The sequence below is a fragment of the Stenotrophomonas sp. YJH_SMC_53 genome (assembly GCF_059369995.1).
In genome coordinates, this window is record NZ_JCAFTF010000001.1 from 171,065 (window position 1) to 189,705 (window position 18,641).

Genomic DNA, 18,641 nt, shown 5'->3' on the forward strand with positions numbered 1-18,641 from the left:
TGTGAAGCCCTGATTCCCCAACAGGTCCACGCACTATAGTCCAGAAACCGGGGCGCAAGGCAAGCGTTGGAGCTAGAATCTGCGACGTATGCCGGCGTGCCGGCTCCCTATCCGGAAACAGCCATGGCCCTTCTCCCCATTCTCGAGTTCCCCGATCCGCGCCTGCGTACCAAGGCTGCGTTGATCGACGCCGCCGAAGTCACCACGCCGGCCTTCCAGGAACTGATCGACAACATGTTCCAGACCATGTACGACGCCCCGGGCATCGGCCTGGCGGCCACCCAGGTGGACGTGCACAAGCGCTTCATGGTCATCGATGTCAGCGAAGAAAAGAATGAACCGCATGTGTTCATCAACCCGGAAATCGTCGCCAGGGACGGGGGCCGGGTGTACCAGGAGGGCTGCCTGTCGGTCCCGGGCATCTTCGCCGACGTCACCCGCGCCGACACCATCACCGTGAAGTACCTGGACCGAAACGGCCAGGAACAGCAGCTGGAGGCCGGTGAAGTACTGGCCACCTGCATCCAGCACGAGATGGACCACCTGGACGGCAAGCTGTTCATCGACTACCTGTCGCCGCTCAAGCGCGAGATGGTCCGCAAGAAGCTGGCCAAGCAGCGCAAGCACGTGGCGTGATCGCCCATCCGGGCCGCCCTTTGGGTGGCCCGTGCCTGCGCGACGCGCGCGGGCTGCACGGCGCCGGCCGACGGCGCCGTTTTCTTTCCTGCACGAATCCATCCTGCAAGTGGGGTAGCCATGAGGATTGTCTTTGCCGGTACGCCGGAATTCGCGGTGTCGTCGCTGCGCGCCGCGGCGCGCCACCACGAGGTCGTGGCCGTCTATACCCAGCCTGACCGGCCGGCCGGCCGTGGCCGTGGCCTGGCACCGTCGCCGGTCAAGCTCGAGGCGGTGGCCCGTGGCATTCCGGTCTACCAGCCCGAATCACTGAAGGACGAGGCTGCACAGCAGCAGCTGCGCGACCTGCAGCCGGACCTGATGGTGGTGGTGGCCTACGGCCTGATCCTGCCCAAGGCGGTACTGGCGATCCCGACCCACGGCTGCTGGAACGTGCATGCCTCGCTGTTGCCACGCTGGCGCGGGGCGGCGCCGATCCAGCGTGCGATCCAGGCCGGTGACGCAAAGACCGGTGTGTGCCTGATGCAGATGGAAGCAGGCCTGGATACCGGCCCGGTGCTGCTGCACCAGGAACTGCCGATCGCTGCCACCGATACCGGTGGCCAGCTGCATGACAAGCTGGCCGAGCTGGGTGCACAGGTCCTGTCCGACGGCCTGGGCCTGCTGCGGGCCGGCATCAAGCCGATCGCGCGGCCGCAGCCGGAGCAGGGCGTGACCTATGCGCACAAGCTGGACAAGGCCGAAGCCCGTCTGGACTGGGCGCAGGGCGCCGATGTGCTGGCGCGTACCGTGCGTGCCTTCAATCCGTGGCCGATCGCCGAAGCGACGCTGGCTGGCGAACGCGTGCGCATCCATGGCGCGGTGGCGCTGGAGGAGGCCCACGGCCAAGCGCCGGGCACGGTGCTGGCGGCCAGCCGCGATGGCATCGACATCGCCTGTGGCCAGGGCGCACTGCGCTTGCGTACGCTGCAGCGCGAAGGCGGCAAGGCGATCACCGCCGCCGACTACCTCAACGCCCGCCGTGATCTGCGCGTGGGAGCATAAGCGGTGTCGAAGCAGAACGATTTCTCCGTGGCCAAGGCGGCGCCGGGCGCGGCCACCCGCATGCTGGCCGCACGTGTGCTGGCACAGGTGTTCACCCGTGGCCGTTCATTGAAGGCCGAACTGGCCTGGGCGCTGCCGAAGCTGGCCGACAGCCGCGATCGTGCCTTGCTGGAAGCGCTGTGCTTTGCGGTGCTGCGTCGCCGCAGTACCTATGACGCTGCCTTGCAGTCGTGGATGCAGAAGCCGCTGTCGGCGCGCGACGCCGATCTGCGCACCCTGTTGATGGTGGGCTTCGCCCAGCTGGACGTTCTGGAACTGCCGGCGCATGCGGCGCTGTCGGCCACGGTCGATGCCGCGCGTGCGCTGGGCCGTGAGCGCCAGGCCGGCCTGGTCAATGCGATCCTGCGCCGCGCGCAGCGCGAAGGTTTCCCGGAGCAGCCGGCGCGCGATGCCTTCCCGGAATGGCTGGCCGATGCGGTGGAACGCGATTGGCCGGTACAGGCCGACGCGATCTTCAGCGCCAGCCTGCAACCGGCACCGTTGTGGCTGCGTGCCAACCGCCAGCACGGCGGCCGTGACAAGGCACTGGCGGCACTGGCCGAGGCGGGCATTGCCGCCGAACCCAGCGCGCTCTGCGCCGATGCACTGCGCCTGGCGGCCCCCGTTGCGGTGAACCAGCTGCCGGGTTTTGCCGACGGTGCACTGTCGGTACAGGACCTGTCGGCGCAATGCGCAGCCGACGCGCTGGCGCCCGCGACCGGCGCCCGCGTGCTGGACGCCTGTGCGGCACCCGGTGGCAAGTCGGCGCACCTGCTGGAACGTGACCCCAGTCTGCGCCTGCTGGCGCTCGATATCGATGCGCGTCGACTCGCGCGCGCCCGCGATACCTATACCCGCACCGGTGTGGGTGAGGGCGCGCAGACCCGGGTGGCCGATGCCAGCGATCCCGGGGCTTGGTGGGATGGCACGCCGTTCGACGCCATCCTGCTGGATGCCCCGTGCTCGGCCACCGGCGTGATCCGCCGCCAGCCGGACGTGATGTTCCACCGCCGCGCCGAGGACATCGATGCGCTGGTCGGCGTGCAGGCCCGCCTGTTGGAGGCCTGCTGGTCGATGCTGCGCCCGGGAGGCGTGCTGCTGTACGCCACCTGTTCGATCCTGCGCGCCGAGAACGTCGATCAGGTGCGAGCCTTCCTGAAGTGGCATCCGGACGCAGCGGCACAGCCTCTGGATGACACATTCGGCCTCGATTGCGAGGGGATTGCGCGCCAGCGCCTGCCGGGTGACAACGATGCTGACGGTTTCTTTTACGCGCGTCTGCTAAAAACAGCCTGACCCCGCTGACGTTCCGAGTCCCATGCTGAAATCCCGCGCGTCGCGCGAGACGTGGTTGTTCGTGGCGATGGCCCTGCTGGTGCTGGGGGCCGGGCTGGGCCTTCGTGATCCGTGGCCGTCGGACGAACCGCGCTTCGCGCTGGTGGCCAAGCAGATGTTCGACAGCGGGCAGTGGCTGTTCCCGCATCGCGGCACCGAGCTGTACTCGGACAAGCCGCCGATGCTGATGTGGTGGCAGGCCACGCTGTACAGCCTGGTCGGGCAGTGGCGCGTGGCCTTCCTGCTGCCGTCGCTGCTGGCGGCCCTGGGCACACTGTGGTGCGTGGTCGACCTGGGGCGACGCCTGTGGACGCGGCGGGTGGGGCTGTACGCCGGCTGGGCGCTGCTGTTCGCGCTGCAGTTCACCTTCCAGGCGAAGAAGGCGCAGATCGACCCACTGCTGCTGCTGTTCATCACCCTGGCCAACTACGGCCTGCTGCGCCACCTTTTGCTGGGACCAAGCTGGCGCTGGTGGTGGCTGGGCTGGTTCTTTGCTGGCATCGGCGTGATCACCAAGGGCGTGGGGATGCTGGCGCTGCTGATGCTCGTGCCTGCGGCCATCGCCGCGGCGTTGCAGTGGCCACGGGTGGGACTGCATGCGCGCGACGCGCGTTTCTGGCTGGCGCCGCTGGCCTTCCTGCTGGCGGTGTCGTTGTGGCTGGCGCCGATGCTGCTGGCCGGCTTTGCCACCGGCTCGGACGAGTACCTGGCCTACATGGACGACATCCTGTTCCAGCAGACGGCGCGGCGCTACGCCCATTCCTGGGACCATCACCAGCCCGCCTGGTACTTCCTGGCGACGATGCCGCTGATGTGGATCCCGGCGTTCCTGGCCCTGCCCTGGGCGATTCCGGCGTGGCGCCGCCGGCTGCGCCGCCGCGACCCGCGCTACCTGCTGCCGCTGGCCTGGTGGCTGATGGTGGTGCTGTTCTTCTCGATTCCCGCCGGCAAGCGCGATGTGTACATCCTGCCGGCACTGCCGATGTTCTGCCTGGTGCTGGCGCCGCTGTTGCCTGGATTGCTGAGGCGGCGCGATGTGCAGGCCGTGGTGGGGGTGTTCACCGGCCTGCTGTCACTGGGCCTGGCCCTGGCCGGTGCGATGGCGGTGCTGGGCGAGCCGGCCTTCGAGCTGCGCCTGACCCACAGCCGCGGGCTGGCGCCCGGCGCCGTCGACGCACTGGCCTGGACGATCCTGGCGATGGGCGTGTGGGGCGGAGTGAGCCTGCTGGCCTGCGGCCGTCGCCGGCATCTGGCGCTGGTGTCGACCCTGGCGATGGTCTGGGTGCTGTACAGCCTGGTCGGCTATCCGCTGCTGAACGATTCCAGTTCCGCCCGCGGCCTGATGCGCACGGTTGGTGACCGTCTGGGACCGGATGCCGAATTGGGGCTGGTGGCCTGGAAGGAGCAGCATCTGCTGTTGGCCGACCGCCCCGCAGCGACCTTCGGTTTCGAGACGGACTGGGACGAGCAGCTGATTGCGGCCACGCGCTGGCAGCGGCTGGCGCCCGGACGCCGCTGGTTGCTGGTGCACGAATACGCGATGCTGTCGTGCGTCGACCGCAACCGTTCTGAACTGGCCGGCGTGGCCAACCGGCGGCGCTGGTGGCTGGTGCCGGCAGCAGCGGTGAAGGTGCCCTGCGTGGTCACTGCAGAGGAGCGCGAACGTGAACGGCGTTTGCAGGAACATGACTAGCCACCACGATTCCGGCTTGTCCAGTCTGCCCAAGCGGGCCCAAAGGCAGTAAAACAGCAGGCTGGGACGGCCTCCGTTGGTCCTTCCCGTTCTTCCCGCAGATTGCAGCGATACTTCCCGACGTGCCAGCTTCACCGGACAACCTGAACCCCATGGCCGGCGACCCGCTGGGCGTTCCCGCCGGTGGGCGCCATGGGGCCGCGCATGCGCTGGCCCAGTTGGGCCTGTTCTGCCTGCCGGCACTGGTGCTGACCGTGCCGATCAACCTGCTGCCGTATGGCCTGCTGCTGCTGCTCAGCACGCTGCTGGCGCCGGAGCTGCTGTGGCGCGCGCGCGGCATGGCCGGTCAGCCGGTGAAAGTGCTGGCCTGGCTGATGCTGGCGGTGCTGGCGCTCGGCGTACTGTCGGTGGTGTTGTTCGAGCAGGGCCTGCGTGACGTCGACAACCGCTCGCGATTCGTGGTGATCCCGTGGATCGCGCTCTGGGTCTGCGCGCTGCGTCCCAACCTGCGGTGGCTCTGGTACGGATCATTGACCGGCCTGCTCGCCACCTTCGCGATGTCGCTGTGGCAGGTGCTGGGTGGCGCCCCGCGCGCAGAGTTGTTCACCAACGCCATCGTGCTGGCCGACATCGTGATGGTGTTGATGGTGCTGCTGGTGTTCTGTCGCCCGTCGCGGCGCTGGTCGCTGGTGATCCTCGGCACGGCCGCCGGCTGCGGCACCATCGTGCTGACCGGCAGCCGCGGCGTGTTCGCCGCCCTGCTGGCGCTTCTGGTGGTGCTGGCACTGAGCCTGCGCTGGCGCACCGGTGCGGCGCGCCTGTCGGTGCTGGCCGGCATGCTGGCGATCGGCGCGACCCTGTTGCTGTCGGTGCCGGAGCTGCGTCACCAGGTGCGCCTGAGCGAGCTGCACAGTGACGTGCAGCGGATGGAACTGGGCGACAGTGATTCTTCCGCCGGTGCCCGCGTGGAGCGCCTGCAGGTGGCCTGGGCGACGTTCCTCGATCACCCGCTGGTCGGTGTTGGCATCGGTCATTTCGACAGTGCGATGCAGCGCGTGCCGGTCTGCCGTGAGAACCCGGGAGAGGCGCGCTGCCACCTGGGGCATGCACACAACGATGTTGCCGAATGGGCAGCGACCCAGGGCGTACCGGGCCTGCTGTTGTTGCTGGCGGTGTATGGCATCCCGCTGTGGTTGTTCGTGCGCCTGCATCGCCGTAGTGGCCGGTCAACCTTCCGTGGGCCGGCCGCAGCCGGCATCATGCTGGTGATCACCTACGCGTTGTGCGGACTGACCCAGTCGATGTTCGCGCACCAGATGACCGCCAGCTTCTACGTGACCCTGGTCGGCCTGCTGACCGGCCTGTCGATCGTCGAAGGCGCGCGCTACCGGGCAGCCACCGGGGCGTGACGCATCGGAGCGCCGGGCAGGGCCCGGCGATCAGGGGTTCGTCGGGTCGGCCACGGCCTGGCCGTTGCCCAGCATCCACAGCATGATGGTCTTCTGGCGCACGTAGTTGGCGCGCACATAGGCGTAGACCAGGCCATGCCAGCCGTCGCGGAAGCCGCCACGGAACACGAAGCCGCGCCAGAACCGCCAGGCCGGTGCCAGCACCAGCTTGCCCAGCGTGGCCCGTTTACCGCGCGCGAACTCGTGCTCGGCCATCATCCGCGCGTACTTCTCGGTCTTGGCCAGCTGCTGCTGCAAGGAGCGGTAGGGATAGTGGACCAGGTCGCCGCGCAGGGTACCCACACTGCCATCGACGCTGGCGGCCTCGTGGATCTCGCGCTTGCCGCGCCAGCCGCCACGGCGGCGGTCGAACAGGCGCATCACCCGGTCCGGGTAGGCATTGCCATGGCGCAGGAACTTGCCGAAGTACTCCGACAGGCGTGCGAAGCGATAGCCGGCATGGCCAGCGAAGCCACCGTCGCGGGCCTGTTCGATGGCCGCACGCAGTTCCGGGCTGATCCGCTCATCGGCGTCCAGGCACAGCACCCAGTCGTGGCGGGCCTGCTCGACGCAGTACGCCTTCTGGCTGCGGAAGCCGTCGAACGGGCGCTGCAGCACGCGGGCGCCTGCGGCCTCGGCGATGGCCACGGTGGCATCGGTGGAGTAGGAGTCCACGACGACGATCTCATCGCAGAAGGCCAGTGAGGCCAGGCAGTCGCCGATGCGGCCGGCCTCGTTGAACGCGATAATGCAGGCCGAGATGCGAGGCCGTTCGATGGGAGCGGTCGTGGAGGACATGATGGCCGGGTACCTGTTGTTTGCGACGGAGCGCTATGCGCTGCCTATTCTCGCCCCGTTGGCGCAGGCCTTGCACGCCTCCGGGCAGGAGGTGGCAGCCTGGTTCGAGGGCGGCGCGGCCGGCAGCCAGCTGCCGGGAGTGCCCAACATCGGCCTCAAGCAGGCGCTGGCAATGCGGCCGCGGGCGGTGTTCAGCGCCGCCAACTGGGTGCCGACCTTCCTTTCGGGAGCCAAGGTGCAGCTGTTCCATGGCTTCAACGTGGAGAAGCGGGACAGTGCGCGCGGCCACTTCCGGGTGCGCGGCATGTTCGACCTGTACTGCACGCAGGGGCCGGCCACCACCGGGCCGTTCCGCGAGATCGCGGCCCTGCAGGGCCACTTCGCGGTGGCCGAGACCGGCTGGCCGAAGCTGGATCCGCTGTTCCGCGACGATGGTGGCGAGAGCGCCGCGCTGCGCGCCGCCGCTGGAGGACGCCCGGTGATCCTGTTCGGTTCGACCTTCACCGAACGCCTGAGCGCAGCCCCGCACCTGCATGCGCAGATTGCTGCCGACATCGCCGAGGGCAAGCGCTACTGGCTGCTGACCCTGCACCCGAAGTGCCCACCGGAATTGTTCGAACGCTACCGCGCGCTGGCCGGTGCCAATGCGCGCTTCATCGAGCCGGAGCAGGTGATGGCCGCACAGCGCGCCGCCGATGTGCTGGTGTCCGATACGTCCTCGATCGTTTCGGAGTTCATCGTCCAGCACAAGCCGGTGGTGACCTTCCGCAACCGGGTGCCCAAGCCGCACATGATCGACTTCGACGACCCGGTGCAGCTGCCGGCGATGCTGCAGCGCGCGCTGCATCCCGACGCCGCGCTGCAGGCGGAGATCGTGCGCTACGCCGATGCCATCCATCCGTACCGCGATGGCCTGTCCAGCGAGCGCGTGATTGCGGCTACCGAGGATTTCCTGTCCGGCGAGATGGGCGTGCTGCGGCGCAAGCCGTTCGGCAGCTGGGTGCGCGACCTGCAGATCCGCAAGGACCTGGGGTATTGGGGGCCGTCGCAGCGGTAAGCCGAGCGTGGGCTCGGCTCTACAGTAGATCCACGCCATGCGTGGATGCGCGGCCGGGATCCGGCCCCGCCGTCACCAGCGCAGCTTGCGCCGCGCGAGTGCTGCGGCCAGCTGCTCCATCACCTGTTGCGCCTGCGCCTGCGGCAGGTAGTGCAGGATCAACGCCACATCACCATGCGCGCCGGCGGTATCCAGCTGCAGGCTGCTGGTGCCCAACAGCTTGTCCAGTGGCGAGCGCAGCAGGCGCAGGCCCTGCACCTTGTCCAGCTCGGCCCAGCGCCACCAGCGCTTCCACCAACCGCCGCGCACGGCGACGTAGTGGTCATCCAGATACCAGCCCATGCGCGCCATCTGCCGATGTGCCACCAGCAGCGCCAGCGGCAACCAGGCCAGCACGATCAGGCCCCATGATCCCCAGCGCCAGTACGCGGCTGCGGCCAGCACGGGGACCAGCAGCAGCGCACCCAGGCACAGCCGCCACCAGCCACGCTGCGGAATGGACTGCCACTGCGCCGGTGGCCACTGCAGTTGTGGCAGCAGGTGCTGCACCAACTGCTCGCAGCGCATTGCCGGGGCCAGCGGTGCCAGCTCGCGCAGGGCGCGGTCCTGGTCCCGCGAAGGGCCGCCGGCGGCGCTGTCGATGCGCAGCTGGCGCAGGCCGAACCAGCGATGCAGGGTGGTTTCGTGCAGCGTCCAGGCCTGGATGCGGCGACGCGCGACACTGCTGCGGGTTCGGCTGACCAGGCCAGCCGAGACGGTCAGCCGGCGATCCTGCTCGCTGAGAGTGAAGCCGTGATAGCGCAGCAGGGTCAGCACCACCGACAACGCCCGCAGCGCCAGCCAGCCCAGCAGCAGGGCTGCGGCCAGCAGCAGGAAGGCGCCGGCCACGCCGGGATGCAGGTGGCTTGCGTAGCCGAAGGCCTCCCTGCCACCACGCTGGATGGCCGCGTCCATCACCGGCCGCGGCACGGTCTGGAACAGCACGCCGAAGGCGGCGATCGCCAGTGCCCATCCGCGGTTGGAGAGCAGGCCCATGCGCACCACGTCCCAGCTCGACAGGCGCAGCAGCACCTGTTCGGTGTCGGTCCCGGTGATCGAGGGCGTGGCGACGACGTCGGCGGGCTGCGGTGCCTGCCCACGCTGGCGCACCAGCCGTTCCAGCGCCAGCGCCTGGTCCAGCCTCAGTACCCGCATCTCGGCTTCCGGCCGCACGCCGCCGGCCGATTCCAGGCGCAGCTCGGCCACACCGAACAGCCGGTGCAGCGGGTTCTGCCGCACTTCCACGTTGTGGATGCGGGCGAACGGGATCTCGCGGCGGTTGCGCGCCAGCAGCCCGCTGCGCACGGTGATGACATCGCTGCCGATGCGGTAGCGGTAGCTGAGGTACTGCAGCACCGAGACCAGCACCAGTGCCGCGATCGCCGACAGTGGAATCAACTGCGCCCACATCGGGTCGCGCTCGCCACGCTGGCCGAACACCAGCAGCGCGACCAGCGGCAGGAAGTAGTGGCGCAGCTGCATCAGCAGTACGAACAGCCACGACCACGGGTGCAGGCGATGGTCCTCGCCACCGGCAGGCAGCGATGCGGGCAGGGGCGGCGGCAGGCTCACAGGGCGTCGGCGTCCTGGTCCAGCTGGTGCGAGAGGGTGTCGCGCAGGCGCTCGGCGTCGGCTTCATCCAGGCCGTTGACGGTGACCGCGCTCATGCGGGTACCGGCAGTGTGCACGATCAGCGTGGCCAGGCCGGCGCGGCGCTCCAACGGGCCCCGGCGCAGGTCCAGGTGTTGTACGCGCGATATGGGAATGCGGGTTTCCAGCTGCCACATCAGGTCGCGGCGCAGGCCCAGGCCCTGGTCATCCAGGCGCCAGCGGGTGCGGGTCAGTCGCCGGCGGCCGAGCCAGGCGCCGAAGAGGATGCCGATCAGCAGCCCCAGGGTGGCAGTCCACAGGCCGCCGGGCAGATCGAAGAACCAGGCAGCTGCGGCCAGTGGCAGACCTGGCACGAACAGTCCGCCGAAGGCGCCTTCCAGTGCGGCCAGGCGGGCGGCACGTTGCGGCAGCGACTGCCAGGCATCGGTGGGCGGGGCGATGGGGGCGACGTCGGTCACGCGGGCTCCGTCAGGTGGCAGGGCGAGCGGCGGCGGTGGCCGCACCGCGCAGACGGTAGCAGGTCGGCTGCGTTACTGGGCAGCCTGGATCAGCGCATCGACATCCAGCAGGTGGCCAGCACGATCGGCCTTGGTGCGCAGGTAGTGTTCGTTTTCCGCGGTGATCTCGCCGGTGACCGGAATGCAGTCCAGCACCTCGATGCCGGCATTGCGCAGGCGCTGTGCCTTGGTCGGGTTGTTGCTGAGCAGAGCCACGCGCGAAATGCCCAGGCCATGCAGCATCGCCACCGCACTGCCGTAGCGGCGTTCGTCGGCACCGAAGCCCAGCTGTGCATCGGCGTCGATGGTATCCAGGCCGTCGTGCTGGTAGCCATAGGCGCGCATCTTGGCGGCGATACCGGTGCCGCGGCCTTCCTGGTCCAGGTACAGCAGCACGCCGCCGCCCAGTTCCTTCAGCTTGCGCAGCCCGCGCCGCAGCTGGTCGCCGCAGTCGCACTTGAGCGAGCCGAACAGGTCGCCGGTCAGGCACGAGGAGTGCACGCGTACCGGTACCACCGACGACAGGTCCGGTTCGCCGACGATGATCGCGACCTGGTCGCGCTGGGCCACGCCGCCGCGGAACACCGCGAAGGTGGTCATGCCGACGTCGCGCAGCGGTACCGGCGAACGCGCCACCAGTTCGTAGTCGTGGGCCGCATGTGCCGCGCCTTCGGCCAGGTCGCACAGGGCCACCTCGGCGGCACCGTCGAAAGTGTGGTCATCCACGTCCAGGCGCACCGCGACCATCGCCGGCAGCAGCAGGCCCAGGCGGGCCAGCTCCACCGCGCCGGCATCGAAGGCGTCGCCGGCCGCCCAGCCGTCGGGCATGGGGCCGGGCTCGCGCAGGTAACCCAGCGAGGGCAGGGTATCGAAGGCAATGCCAGCCAGCGGCAGGCGCGCGCCTTCCGGTGCTTCCACGCCGAGCACGCGGGCGCGGGTCGCGGTCAGGAACAGGTAGTGGCGCTCGCGCGCGGCACCGGCGAACGTGGCAAAGCTGCTGGCAGTGGCGCTGTCCAGTGCAATCACCGCCAGGCGCTGGCCCTGGCCATCGTGGAGCAGTACCGGGCGACCGGCACGCAGTTCGGCCACCGCGCGTTCGCAGCGGATCGCGGCGGGATCGCCGAACAGGGAAGAGGCAGCAGGCATGGCAGGACCGGGGGAGGCGGACATCGCAGTCTCTATGGGGGCGCCGGCGTCGTATTCAACGTGGTGCGGCCGCCGGTCGCAGGGGCCGGACGGGCCCGCGTGGTGCGACCGTCAGTGCGGATGCTCTTCGGTCGCGTACGGGTCTTCCTCGCCGCTGCCCGGTGGCCGCAGCGTATAGCGCTTGTAGGTCCATTGGTACTGCGTCGGGTCGCGGCGGGCGATGCGCTCGATGCCGGCGTTGAGCGCGGTAGCCGCCACCTGCGGGTCCGGGTCGGCCACGGCCGGGTCGGTCGGCTCGATGTGCAGGGCGAATTCCATGTCCGGCCCAACGCGCTCGCACCAGCCATACAGCACGGTGGCGCCGGTGCGCTCGGCCAGCCGGTTGACCAGGGTCATGGTCAGTGCCTGCACGCCGAAGAACGGCACGAACACGCCGTCGCCGGCCTTGGGTTGCTGGTCGGGCAGGATGCCGGTGGCACCGCCGTCCTTGAGCACCTTGAACAGCTGGCGCACGGCGGGGCCCTCGGCGCGTACCTGCTGCACGTTCTGGCCGCCCCGCACCAGCTGCAGGAAGGCGTCGCTGGCCTCGTCCTCCGGTGGCTTGTAGACGATGGCGATGTGCCCGCGCGAGGCCAGCCACTGGTTCAGCAGCTCCCAGTTGCCGAAGTGGGGTGCGGCCACGATCACGCCCTTGCCGCTGGCCAGGGCCGCGTCGTACAGGGATTCGCCGTGGCGCTGCTTCAGGTGCAGGCGCAGGTTGTCGGCCGGCCTCTGGCTCCACAGCCGCAGCGTCTCGATGGCCTGCAGGGCGGTGGAGCGCAGCAGCTCGCGGTGCAGGCGGTCGCGCGCCGGACCGTCCAGTTCCGGGTAGGCCAGTTCCAGGTTGCGCCGGGTGACGCGGCTCTCGCGAGCGTTGAGACGGACCCACGTCCACGCCAGGGCATGCGCGAACGCCCGCAACAGTGGCCAGGGCAGGCGGGCGAACAGGGTGGTGGCGCGGTAGACCAGCCGGGCTTTGCGTTGCGGATTCATCGGCGCCAGTTTAGCCAAGGGCGCTGCTATCGTGGCCGGCCCTGTTCATTGGAAGCCCACGATGCTCGTCCTGATCCAGCGCGTCAGCCAGGCCGCCGTCCATGTCGACCAGGAAGTGGTGGGGCAGATCGGCCCCGGCCTGCTGGCCCTGGTCGGCATGGAACCGGGCGATACCGAGGCCCAGCTGCGACGGATGGCCGAGCGCCTGCTGGGCTACCGGGTGTTCGCCGACGAGGCCGGGAAGATGAACCGGTCGCTGCGCGACACCGGCGGCGGCCTGCTGCTGGTCAGCCAGTTCACCCTGGCCGCCGATACCCGTTCGGGCATGCGCCCCAGCTTCACGACGGCCGCACCGCCGGACGAGGCTGAACGCGGGTTCAATCGATTTGTCGAGATCTGTCGTGAAAATCACGCGCCGGGGGTGGAAACGGGCCGATTTGGTGCCCATATGGTCGTCAGCCTGGTCAATGACGGTCCCGTGACCTTCCTTCTCAGGCCCTGAGCCTGCGGGACCACCGCCCGGCAGGCGGGGCCCCGGGCTGGTATAATGCTACGTTCCCTATTTCTCCCTAGCCGGTGGCGCGAGCACTACATGGCCAACGAACGTCCTGCCCAATCCGAAATCAAGCAACTGATCAGCAAGGGCCTGGAACAGGGCTACCTGACCTACGCCGAAGTCAATGACCATCTGCCGGACGACATGGTCGACCCGGAACAGATCGAAGACATCATCGGCATGATCAACGGCATGGGCATCGATGTCCATGAAGTTGCGCCGGATGTGGAAACCCTGCTTCTCAACGATGGCAACACCGGCAACCGCGAAGTCGATGACACCGCGGCTGAAGAAGCTGCCGCCGCGCTGAGCGCGCTCGACACCGAAGGTGGCCGTACCACCGACCCGGTGCGCATGTACATGCGCGAAATGGGCACCGTCGAGCTGCTGACCCGCGAAGGCGAAATCGCCATCGCCAAGCGCATCGAGGAAGGCCTTTCGCAGGTCCAGGCCGCCCTGGGCCAGTTCCCGGTCTCGGTCGAGTCGCTGCTGAACGACTACGAAGCCCACAAGGAAGGCAAGAAGCGCCTGGCCGAAGTGATCGTCGGCTTCAACGACCTGGTCGACGAAGAGCCGGCACCGCCGGCGGTCGCTGCCGATGACAGCGCCGATGCGGACGCCGAAGGCGACGAGGACGAGGACGACGATGTCGACGGTGGCGATGAAGAAGCCGCACCGACCGGTCCGGATCCGGAGGAAGTCGCCGCGCGCATGCAGGCACTGAGCGATGCCTTCAACGCTTTCAAGAAGGCCGCGACCAAGGGCGACAAGAAGAACCTGCCGCGCCTGCGCGAAGAGATGTCGGCGGTGTTCGTCACCCTGAAGCTGCCGCTGCCGCTGACCGACGTGCTGACCAAGCAGCTGCGCGACACCATGGCCGACATCAAGTCGCATGAGCGCCGTGTACTGAACCTGGCCACCGTCACCGCGCGCATGCCGCGCAAGGACTTCATCCGTTCCTGGGAAGGCAACCAGACCAACCTGGAGTGGGTGGAAGACGCACTGAAGCGCAAGCAGAAGTGGTCGTCGGCCCTGCGCGAAGTGAAGGACCAGATCATCGCCGAACAGCAGGCGACGATCGACATCGAGAAGCTGACCCAGCTGGACCTGGAAGAGCTGAAGGAAATCAGCCGTGCCATGGCCTACGGCGAAGCCAAGGCGCGCAAGGCCAAGAAGGAAATGGTCGAGGCCAACCTGCGCCTGGTGATCTCGATTGCCAAGAAGTACACCAACCGTGGCCTGCAGTTCCTCGACCTGATCCAGGAAGGCAACATCGGCCTGATGAAGGCCGTGGACAAGTTCGAGTACCGCCGCGGCTACAAGTTCTCGACCTACGCCACCTGGTGGATCCGCCAGGCGATCACCCGCTCGATTGCCGACCAGGCACGCACCATCCGTATTCCGGTGCACATGATCGAGACGATCAACAAGTTGAACCGCATTTCCCGCCAGATGCTCCAGCAGTACGGCCGCGAGGCTACGCCGGAGGAGCTGGCCAAGGAAATGGACATGCCGGAAGACAAGATCCGCAAGGTGATGAAGATCGCCAAGGAGCCGATCTCGATGGAAACCCCGATCGGCGACGACGAGGATTCCCATCTGGGCGACTTCATCGAGGACACCAACGTGGAGTCCCCGATCGAGAACACCACCAACATCAACTTGTCTGAAACCGTGCGCGACGTGCTGGCCGGCCTCACCCCGAGGGAGGCCAAGGTGCTGCGCATGCGCTTCGGCATCGACATGAATACCGACCACACGCTGGAAGAGGTCGGCAAGCAGTTCGACGTGACCCGCGAGCGCATCCGCCAGATCGAAGCGAAGGCCCTGCGCAAGCTGCGTCACCCGAGCCGTTCGGAGCAGCTGCGCAGCTTCCTGGATATCGATTGATAGCCAGCGGCTGTTGAAGCGTTGAGAAAAACCCCGCCTGGTGCGGGGTTTTTCTTTGGTCGTTCCCGGCCATGCCGCTCGGATCCTGACGATGTCGCGTCTGCCATTTGATTACTTCCTGCAGTGGCCGCACGCTGACCGTGCAGATGCTCAACACATCGCGTAGGCAGGCCGGTCTCCATCGGCGCTGATGCAAGCGCGCAGCAGGTCACGTACATCACATGCGGCCTGCGGCACTGATTTGCCATGCATCCGGAGTAACGCCATGAATGATGTGGAGCACGATCTGTCTGATTCCCGGCAGACTGATTTTTCGTCGCTGCTTGATTGGGATGAGGTGATGCAGGATGAGCGTGAGGATCGGCTGGGGTTTGCCCGCCGCACGACGTATGCGTTGCTGACGCTGTCTGGTGCGGAACTGGTCGAGGGCTTTGACGGCGGCAACCAGAAGGCACTGGAAGAGGCCAGAAGGACGGTGGCGCTGTTCCAGGCACATCTGCGGCGGCAGATGTGGTTTGCGGACGTGGCGGAGAAGCGGTTGGGGCGTGTTGCTGAGGCTCTTGCTGCTGCCGGGTAGCCGATCGAGCGTGGCCTCCACTACACTGTGACGCTGCGCAGGGCCTATAGCTCAACGGTTAGAGCAGGGGACTCATAATCCCTTGGTTTCAGGTTCGAATCCTGGTGGGCCCACCATAAAAAAACAGGCACTTAGGCTTACGCCCAAGTGCCTTTTTTGTGCCAGCGGGAAAATTCGGGGGAAAACTCAACGCTTGCGAGGTGGTTTCACGACTGGCAAGTCGTGATCGTAGCGGCCCGTAGTGGCGGGCGATTGTGCCCGGCCGCATCCTGCTTGTCGCCACGGTTGCCCTCGTTGTTGGACGTGAGCCACGCGCGCCTGATGGGTGGCCGGCGTTGCGAGGACGCGATCTGGCGCCAGATCGTGACCGTTCTCGATGCGGCCGGCCGTGGCTGTGACCTGTTCGATATCGAGGAACTACGCCGCGACTACAGCGCCGAGGAATTTGCCAACCTGCTGATGTGCGAGTTCGTGGACGACAGCGCCAGCGTGTTCCCGCTCACCATGCTGCAGCCCTGCCGGGTCGATAGCTGGGTCGAGTGGGCGGACGACTACAAGCCGTTTGCCGTCCGGCCCTACGGCGACCGCGCCGTGTGGATCGGCTACGACCCGGCTGAGACCGGCGACAGCGCGGGCATCGTGGTGGTGGCCCCGCCGCTGGTGCCTGGGGGCAAGTTCCGCGTGCTGGAACGCCACCAGTTCAAGGGCATGGAGTTCAAAGACCAGGCGGCGTTCATCGAGCAGATCACCAAGCGCTATTGGGTGACCTACATCGGCGTGGATGCGACCGGTATGGGCACCGGCGTTGCTCAGCTGGTGCGCCAGTTCTTCCCCGGCGTGACTGTCTTCAACTATTCGCCCGAGGTGAAAACGCGGCTGGTGCTGAAAGCCTATGACGTAATCAATGACGAACGGCTGGAATACGACGCCGGCTGGATCGACCTCACGTAGTCACTGCTGGCGATCCAGAAAACCATCACCCCGAGCGGGCGCCAGGTGACCTACACCGCCGGGCGCTCGCGCACCACCGGCCATGCTGACTTGGCTTGGGCACTCACGCACGCGCTGCAGAGCGAGCCGCTGGAAGGCGGACAGGCTGCGCGCGGCACCATGGAGATTTTCTGATGACCGACACCGACCAGAGCACCATCGCCGCGCCGCCGGTGAGTATCGAAGCCTTCACCTTGGCGAGGCCAGCCCTGTGTTGGAATCACGCGGCTTCCTCGACTACCTCGAATGCTGGCGCAATGGCCGCTACTTCGAGCCACCGGTGGATCTGCAAGGGCTGTCGCGCGCAACGCGCTCCAACCCGTACCTGCACAGCGGCCTGACATTCAAACGCAACATGCTGGTGCGCACGTTCCAACCGCACCGGCTGCTGAGCCGTGAGGCGTTCTCGCAGCTGGCGCTGGACTACACCACCTTCGGCATGGGGTATGTCGAGTGTCGCCGCCCCATGTCAGGAACCGCGCACAGTCTGGCGGTTCCGCTGGCGCAGTACGTACGCCGTGGCGTGCAGCCCGGTGAGTTCTTCCCGGTGCGTGCCGCACGGGTAGAGCATGAGTTTCCCGCCGGTGAGGTGTTCCAGCTGCGAGAGGCAGATGCTGATCAGGAGATCTACGGCCTGCCGGAGTGGATGCCAGCCGTACAGGCCGCGCTGCTGAACGAGTCGGCCACGCTGTTCCGCCGGAAGTATTACAACAACGGTTCGCACGCCGGCTACACCCTCTACATGACCGACCCCCAACCCGAGGGCTTGGACGTGGACGCGTTGCGCGACGCGCTGCGGCAGTCGCGCGGGCCGGGCAATTTCAAGAACCTGTTCGTGCACTCGCCCAATGGGAAGAAGGACGGCTTGCAGGTGATCCCGGTCAGTGAGGTGGCGGTCCGAGATGAGTTCACCGGGATCAAGAGTGTGACCCGCGATGACATGTTGGCGGTGCTCCGGGTGCCACCGCAGCTTCTGGGTATCGTGCCGCAGAACAGTGGCGGGTTTGGGTCGATCCGCGACGCGGCGGGCGTGTGGGCGGCGATGGAACTGGCGCCGCTGCAGACGCGCATGGCAGCTATTAACGAGTGGCTGGGCCAGGACGTGATCCGCATCGAACCCTTCGAACTGGAGGCGACCGCATGATGATTCGAGAGCGTCCGAGCTGCAGCGTGGGCGCTCACTTGTGGGCCAAGGCGGTGGAATGAATGGCGCCGATAGCACAGTGACGGCTTTATCTCGAGAACGATGGCCCGTCTTGCGTATGCGCCTGCTGTGCCGGTTGTTGTTCAAGGCTCGCTGCTTGTGATTGGCTCAACGCATCAGCGCGATGGAGCGATTCCGCCTCCGGTGCGCGAAGCGCATCCATCGTATTCATATGGCCTCGACGATGGGCGGGATCGTCCATTGCTCCCTCGACTACGAAGACCCTCTCACCTCGAGCTAGGTTCTCTGTCGGGTTGTTCAAGACAACATGGTCAACCCGTGAAAGGCCCTGCTCTTTCGCCAGTACCAGCAAGCTTGCAGACATGCGCTGACTCGCCTCGTCCCAAGGTTTCCCATGCTCTGCGTCCAGGCGTTCCACACCTACCCTAATCTGCATGTAGAGAGAGCGGTCAGCATCGCCGAGTTCAGGGGCTGAGGAGGATGCTCGCTGCCGTGAGGGCGAGTCGTCGGTGTCCGAACCGACTCTTTCCGCAACCGCAATGCGCTCGGCGTCAAATTCTGGATCTGGCCTACGCCGCCGTTGCGTGGGTGCTATTTCCCGGTCGTAGTAGTCGCCATAGTAGAGTTCGTATGTCGCATGAGGACCAACAGACGGCGCCTCTGTCTTGAACACCTCAGCGATCTGCCCAAGTGCTTGGTTACGGTTGATCCGTCCGGCTTGCAGTTCCGCCGCAATGGTTCCGTATTGTTGTGGACGATTACCTGTGCCGGAAACGCCAATATCTGGACCGCCAGCTGCAACGATCTCACGCTGGACCTGGACATTGCTGAGAGTCGCGGCGGCTTCTCCTCGCAGCTCGCTGTTCACATAGGCTTGCTTGGAAGTTCGATTTTCGGGTTCGGTGAAGAGATGGTGCCCAACTTCGTGAGCAAGAGAACTTGCGATCCTTGAGCCTTGCCCAATCGCATTCTCGTCAATAACGATCTTGACGCCGGGAATAAGATAAGTGCCTTCACCGGCTGCCCCCCCATTGGATAACGATACCTTCACGCCTCGCCTGGGTGAGGCCCGCCTGAAGTGTTGGGGA

General features: G+C 67.0%; 15 protein-coding genes, 1 tRNA gene and 2 pseudogenes. 12 read left to right on the forward strand and 6 right to left on the reverse strand.

The window, feature by feature from the left end; all coding sequences use genetic code 11:
- Positions 1–123: 123 nt before the first annotated feature.
- The 5 genes from def (at position 124) to AC5P7X_RS00835 (ending at position 6,156) form a co-directional block, all read left to right on the forward strand.
- Complete coding sequence (gene def / locus AC5P7X_RS00815; protein ID WP_005419619.1) at positions 124–636, forward strand: peptide deformylase; 513 nt, start codon at positions 124–126, stop codon at positions 634–636.
- Positions 637–756: 120 nt separating this feature from the next.
- On the forward strand, positions 757–1,680 hold the full coding sequence (gene fmt, locus AC5P7X_RS00820; protein ID WP_053496981.1) for a methionyl-tRNA formyltransferase: 924 nt from the start codon (positions 757–759) through the stop codon (positions 1,678–1,680).
- Positions 1,681–1,683: 3 nt separating this feature from the next.
- Positions 1,684–3,015, forward strand: coding sequence for a 16S rRNA (cytosine(967)-C(5))-methyltransferase RsmB (gene rsmB, locus AC5P7X_RS00825; protein ID WP_053496983.1), 1,332 nt, complete (start codon positions 1,684–1,686; stop codon positions 3,013–3,015).
- A 22-nt stretch (positions 3,016–3,037) separates the two neighbouring features.
- Complete coding sequence (locus AC5P7X_RS00830; protein WP_053496985.1) at positions 3,038–4,747, forward strand: ArnT family glycosyltransferase; 1,710 nt, start codon at positions 3,038–3,040, stop codon at positions 4,745–4,747.
- A gap of 152 nt (positions 4,748–4,899) precedes the next feature.
- Complete coding sequence (locus tag AC5P7X_RS00835) at positions 4,900–6,156, forward strand: O-antigen ligase family protein (RefSeq protein WP_329842890.1); 1,257 nt, start codon at positions 4,900–4,902, stop codon at positions 6,154–6,156.
- A 30-nt stretch (positions 6,157–6,186) separates the two neighbouring features.
- Here the strand turns inward: AC5P7X_RS00835 and AC5P7X_RS00840 are convergent, their stop codons facing one another.
- Entirely contained in the window at positions 6,187–6,993 is an 807-nt protein-coding gene (locus AC5P7X_RS00840) for a glycosyltransferase family 2 protein (RefSeq protein WP_329842888.1), read from the reverse strand.
- Between AC5P7X_RS00840 and AC5P7X_RS00845 the strand changes: the two genes are divergently transcribed.
- Positions 6,992–8,050 carry a CDP-glycerol glycerophosphotransferase family protein gene (locus tag AC5P7X_RS00845; protein ID WP_053497033.1) on the forward strand — a complete coding sequence of 353 codons (1,059 nt, stop codon included), beginning with the start codon at positions 6,992–6,994 and terminating at the stop codon, positions 8,048–8,050. The two genes, AC5P7X_RS00840 and AC5P7X_RS00845, sit on opposite strands and share 2 nt — an antisense overlap.
- Positions 8,051–8,122: 72 nt before the next feature.
- Here AC5P7X_RS00845 and AC5P7X_RS00850 read toward each other — a convergent pair whose 3' ends face one another.
- The 4 genes from AC5P7X_RS00850 to AC5P7X_RS00865 all read right to left on the reverse strand — a co-directional run bounded on the left by AC5P7X_RS00850 (position 8,123) and on the right by AC5P7X_RS00865 (position 12,375).
- The gene (locus tag AC5P7X_RS00850) at positions 8,123–9,661 is read right to left on the reverse strand and encodes a PH domain-containing protein (protein ID WP_495214331.1); all 1,539 of its coding nucleotides are present in this window, start codon (positions 9,659–9,661) and stop codon (positions 8,123–8,125) included.
- Positions 9,658–10,158, reverse strand: a complete 501-nt coding sequence (locus AC5P7X_RS00855) for a PH domain-containing protein (protein WP_346607369.1) — start codon at positions 10,156–10,158, stop codon at positions 9,658–9,660. The genes AC5P7X_RS00850 and AC5P7X_RS00855 overlap by 4 nt, the downstream gene beginning before the upstream one ends.
- 72 nt (positions 10,159–10,230) lie before the next feature.
- Entirely contained in the window at positions 10,231–11,367 is a 1,137-nt protein-coding gene (gene ribA / locus AC5P7X_RS00860) for a GTP cyclohydrolase II RibA (RefSeq protein WP_053496995.1), read from the reverse strand.
- An 87-nt stretch (positions 11,368–11,454) separates the two neighbouring features.
- On the reverse strand, positions 11,455–12,375 hold the full coding sequence (locus AC5P7X_RS00865) for a lauroyl acyltransferase (protein WP_053496997.1): 921 nt from the start codon (positions 12,373–12,375) through the stop codon (positions 11,455–11,457).
- A 61-nt stretch (positions 12,376–12,436) separates the two neighbouring features.
- Here AC5P7X_RS00865 and dtd point away from each other — a divergent pair, with 61 nt between their 5' ends.
- The 6 genes and pseudogenes from dtd (at position 12,437) to AC5P7X_RS00895 (ending at position 17,532) form a co-directional block, all read left to right on the forward strand.
- Entirely contained in the window at positions 12,437–12,877 is a 441-nt protein-coding gene (gene dtd / locus AC5P7X_RS00870) for a D-aminoacyl-tRNA deacylase (RefSeq protein ID WP_005419588.1), read from the forward strand.
- A 90-nt stretch (positions 12,878–12,967) separates the two neighbouring features.
- Entirely contained in the window at positions 12,968–14,821 is a 1,854-nt protein-coding gene (rpoD, locus tag AC5P7X_RS00875) for an RNA polymerase sigma factor RpoD (RefSeq protein WP_053496998.1), read from the forward strand.
- A gap of 265 nt (positions 14,822–15,086) precedes the next feature.
- A complete protein-coding gene (locus tag AC5P7X_RS00880) occupies positions 15,087–15,398 on the forward strand; it encodes a hypothetical protein (RefSeq protein WP_262221022.1) in 312 nt (103 codons plus the stop codon).
- A gap of 40 nt (positions 15,399–15,438) precedes the next feature.
- Positions 15,439–15,514 (forward strand) — tRNA-Ile (locus AC5P7X_RS00885).
- Between the two features lie 205 nt (positions 15,515–15,719).
- A pseudogene (locus tag AC5P7X_RS00890) lies at positions 15,720–16,523 on the forward strand (phage terminase large subunit family protein).
- Positions 16,523–17,532 (forward strand): annotated as a pseudogene (locus AC5P7X_RS00895) (phage portal protein). Before AC5P7X_RS00890 ends, AC5P7X_RS00895 begins: the two co-directional pseudogenes overlap by 1 nt.
- Before the next feature lie 88 nt (positions 17,533–17,620).
- Here the strand turns inward: AC5P7X_RS00895 and AC5P7X_RS00900 are convergent.
- Complete coding sequence (locus AC5P7X_RS00900) at positions 17,621–18,604, reverse strand: XVIPCD domain-containing protein (RefSeq protein WP_329842883.1); 984 nt, start codon at positions 18,602–18,604, stop codon at positions 17,621–17,623.
- Positions 18,605–18,641 lie beyond the last annotated feature (37 nt).

Coding starts and splice junctions, on each gene's coding strand:
- def (WP_005419619.1), top strand. CDS start 124: ATGGCCCTTCTCCCCATTCTCGAGTTCCCCGATCCGCGCCTGCGTACC.
- fmt (WP_053496981.1), top strand. CDS start 757: ATGAGGATTGTCTTTGCCGGTACGCCGGAATTCGCGGTGTCGTCGCTG.
- AC5P7X_RS00830 (WP_053496985.1), top strand. CDS start 3,038: ATGCTGAAATCCCGCGCGTCGCGCGAGACGTGGTTGTTCGTGGCGATG.
- AC5P7X_RS00835 (WP_329842890.1), top strand. CDS start 4,900: ATGGCCGGCGACCCGCTGGGCGTTCCCGCCGGTGGGCGCCATGGGGCC.
- AC5P7X_RS00845 (WP_053497033.1), top strand. CDS start 6,992: ATGATGGCCGGGTACCTGTTGTTTGCGACGGAGCGCTATGCGCTGCCT.
- AC5P7X_RS00840 (WP_329842888.1), bottom strand. CDS start 6,993: ATGTCCTCCACGACCGCTCCCATCGAACGGCCTCGCATCTCGGCCTGC.
- ribA (WP_053496995.1), bottom strand. CDS start 11,367: ATGTCCGCCTCCCCCGGTCCTGCCATGCCTGCTGCCTCTTCCCTGTTC.
- AC5P7X_RS00865 (WP_053496997.1), bottom strand. CDS start 12,375: ATGAATCCGCAACGCAAAGCCCGGCTGGTCTACCGCGCCACCACCCTG.
- dtd (WP_005419588.1), top strand. CDS start 12,437: ATGCTCGTCCTGATCCAGCGCGTCAGCCAGGCCGCCGTCCATGTCGAC.
- rpoD (WP_053496998.1), top strand. CDS start 12,968: ATGGCCAACGAACGTCCTGCCCAATCCGAAATCAAGCAACTGATCAGC.
- AC5P7X_RS00880 (WP_262221022.1), top strand. CDS start 15,087: ATGAATGATGTGGAGCACGATCTGTCTGATTCCCGGCAGACTGATTTT.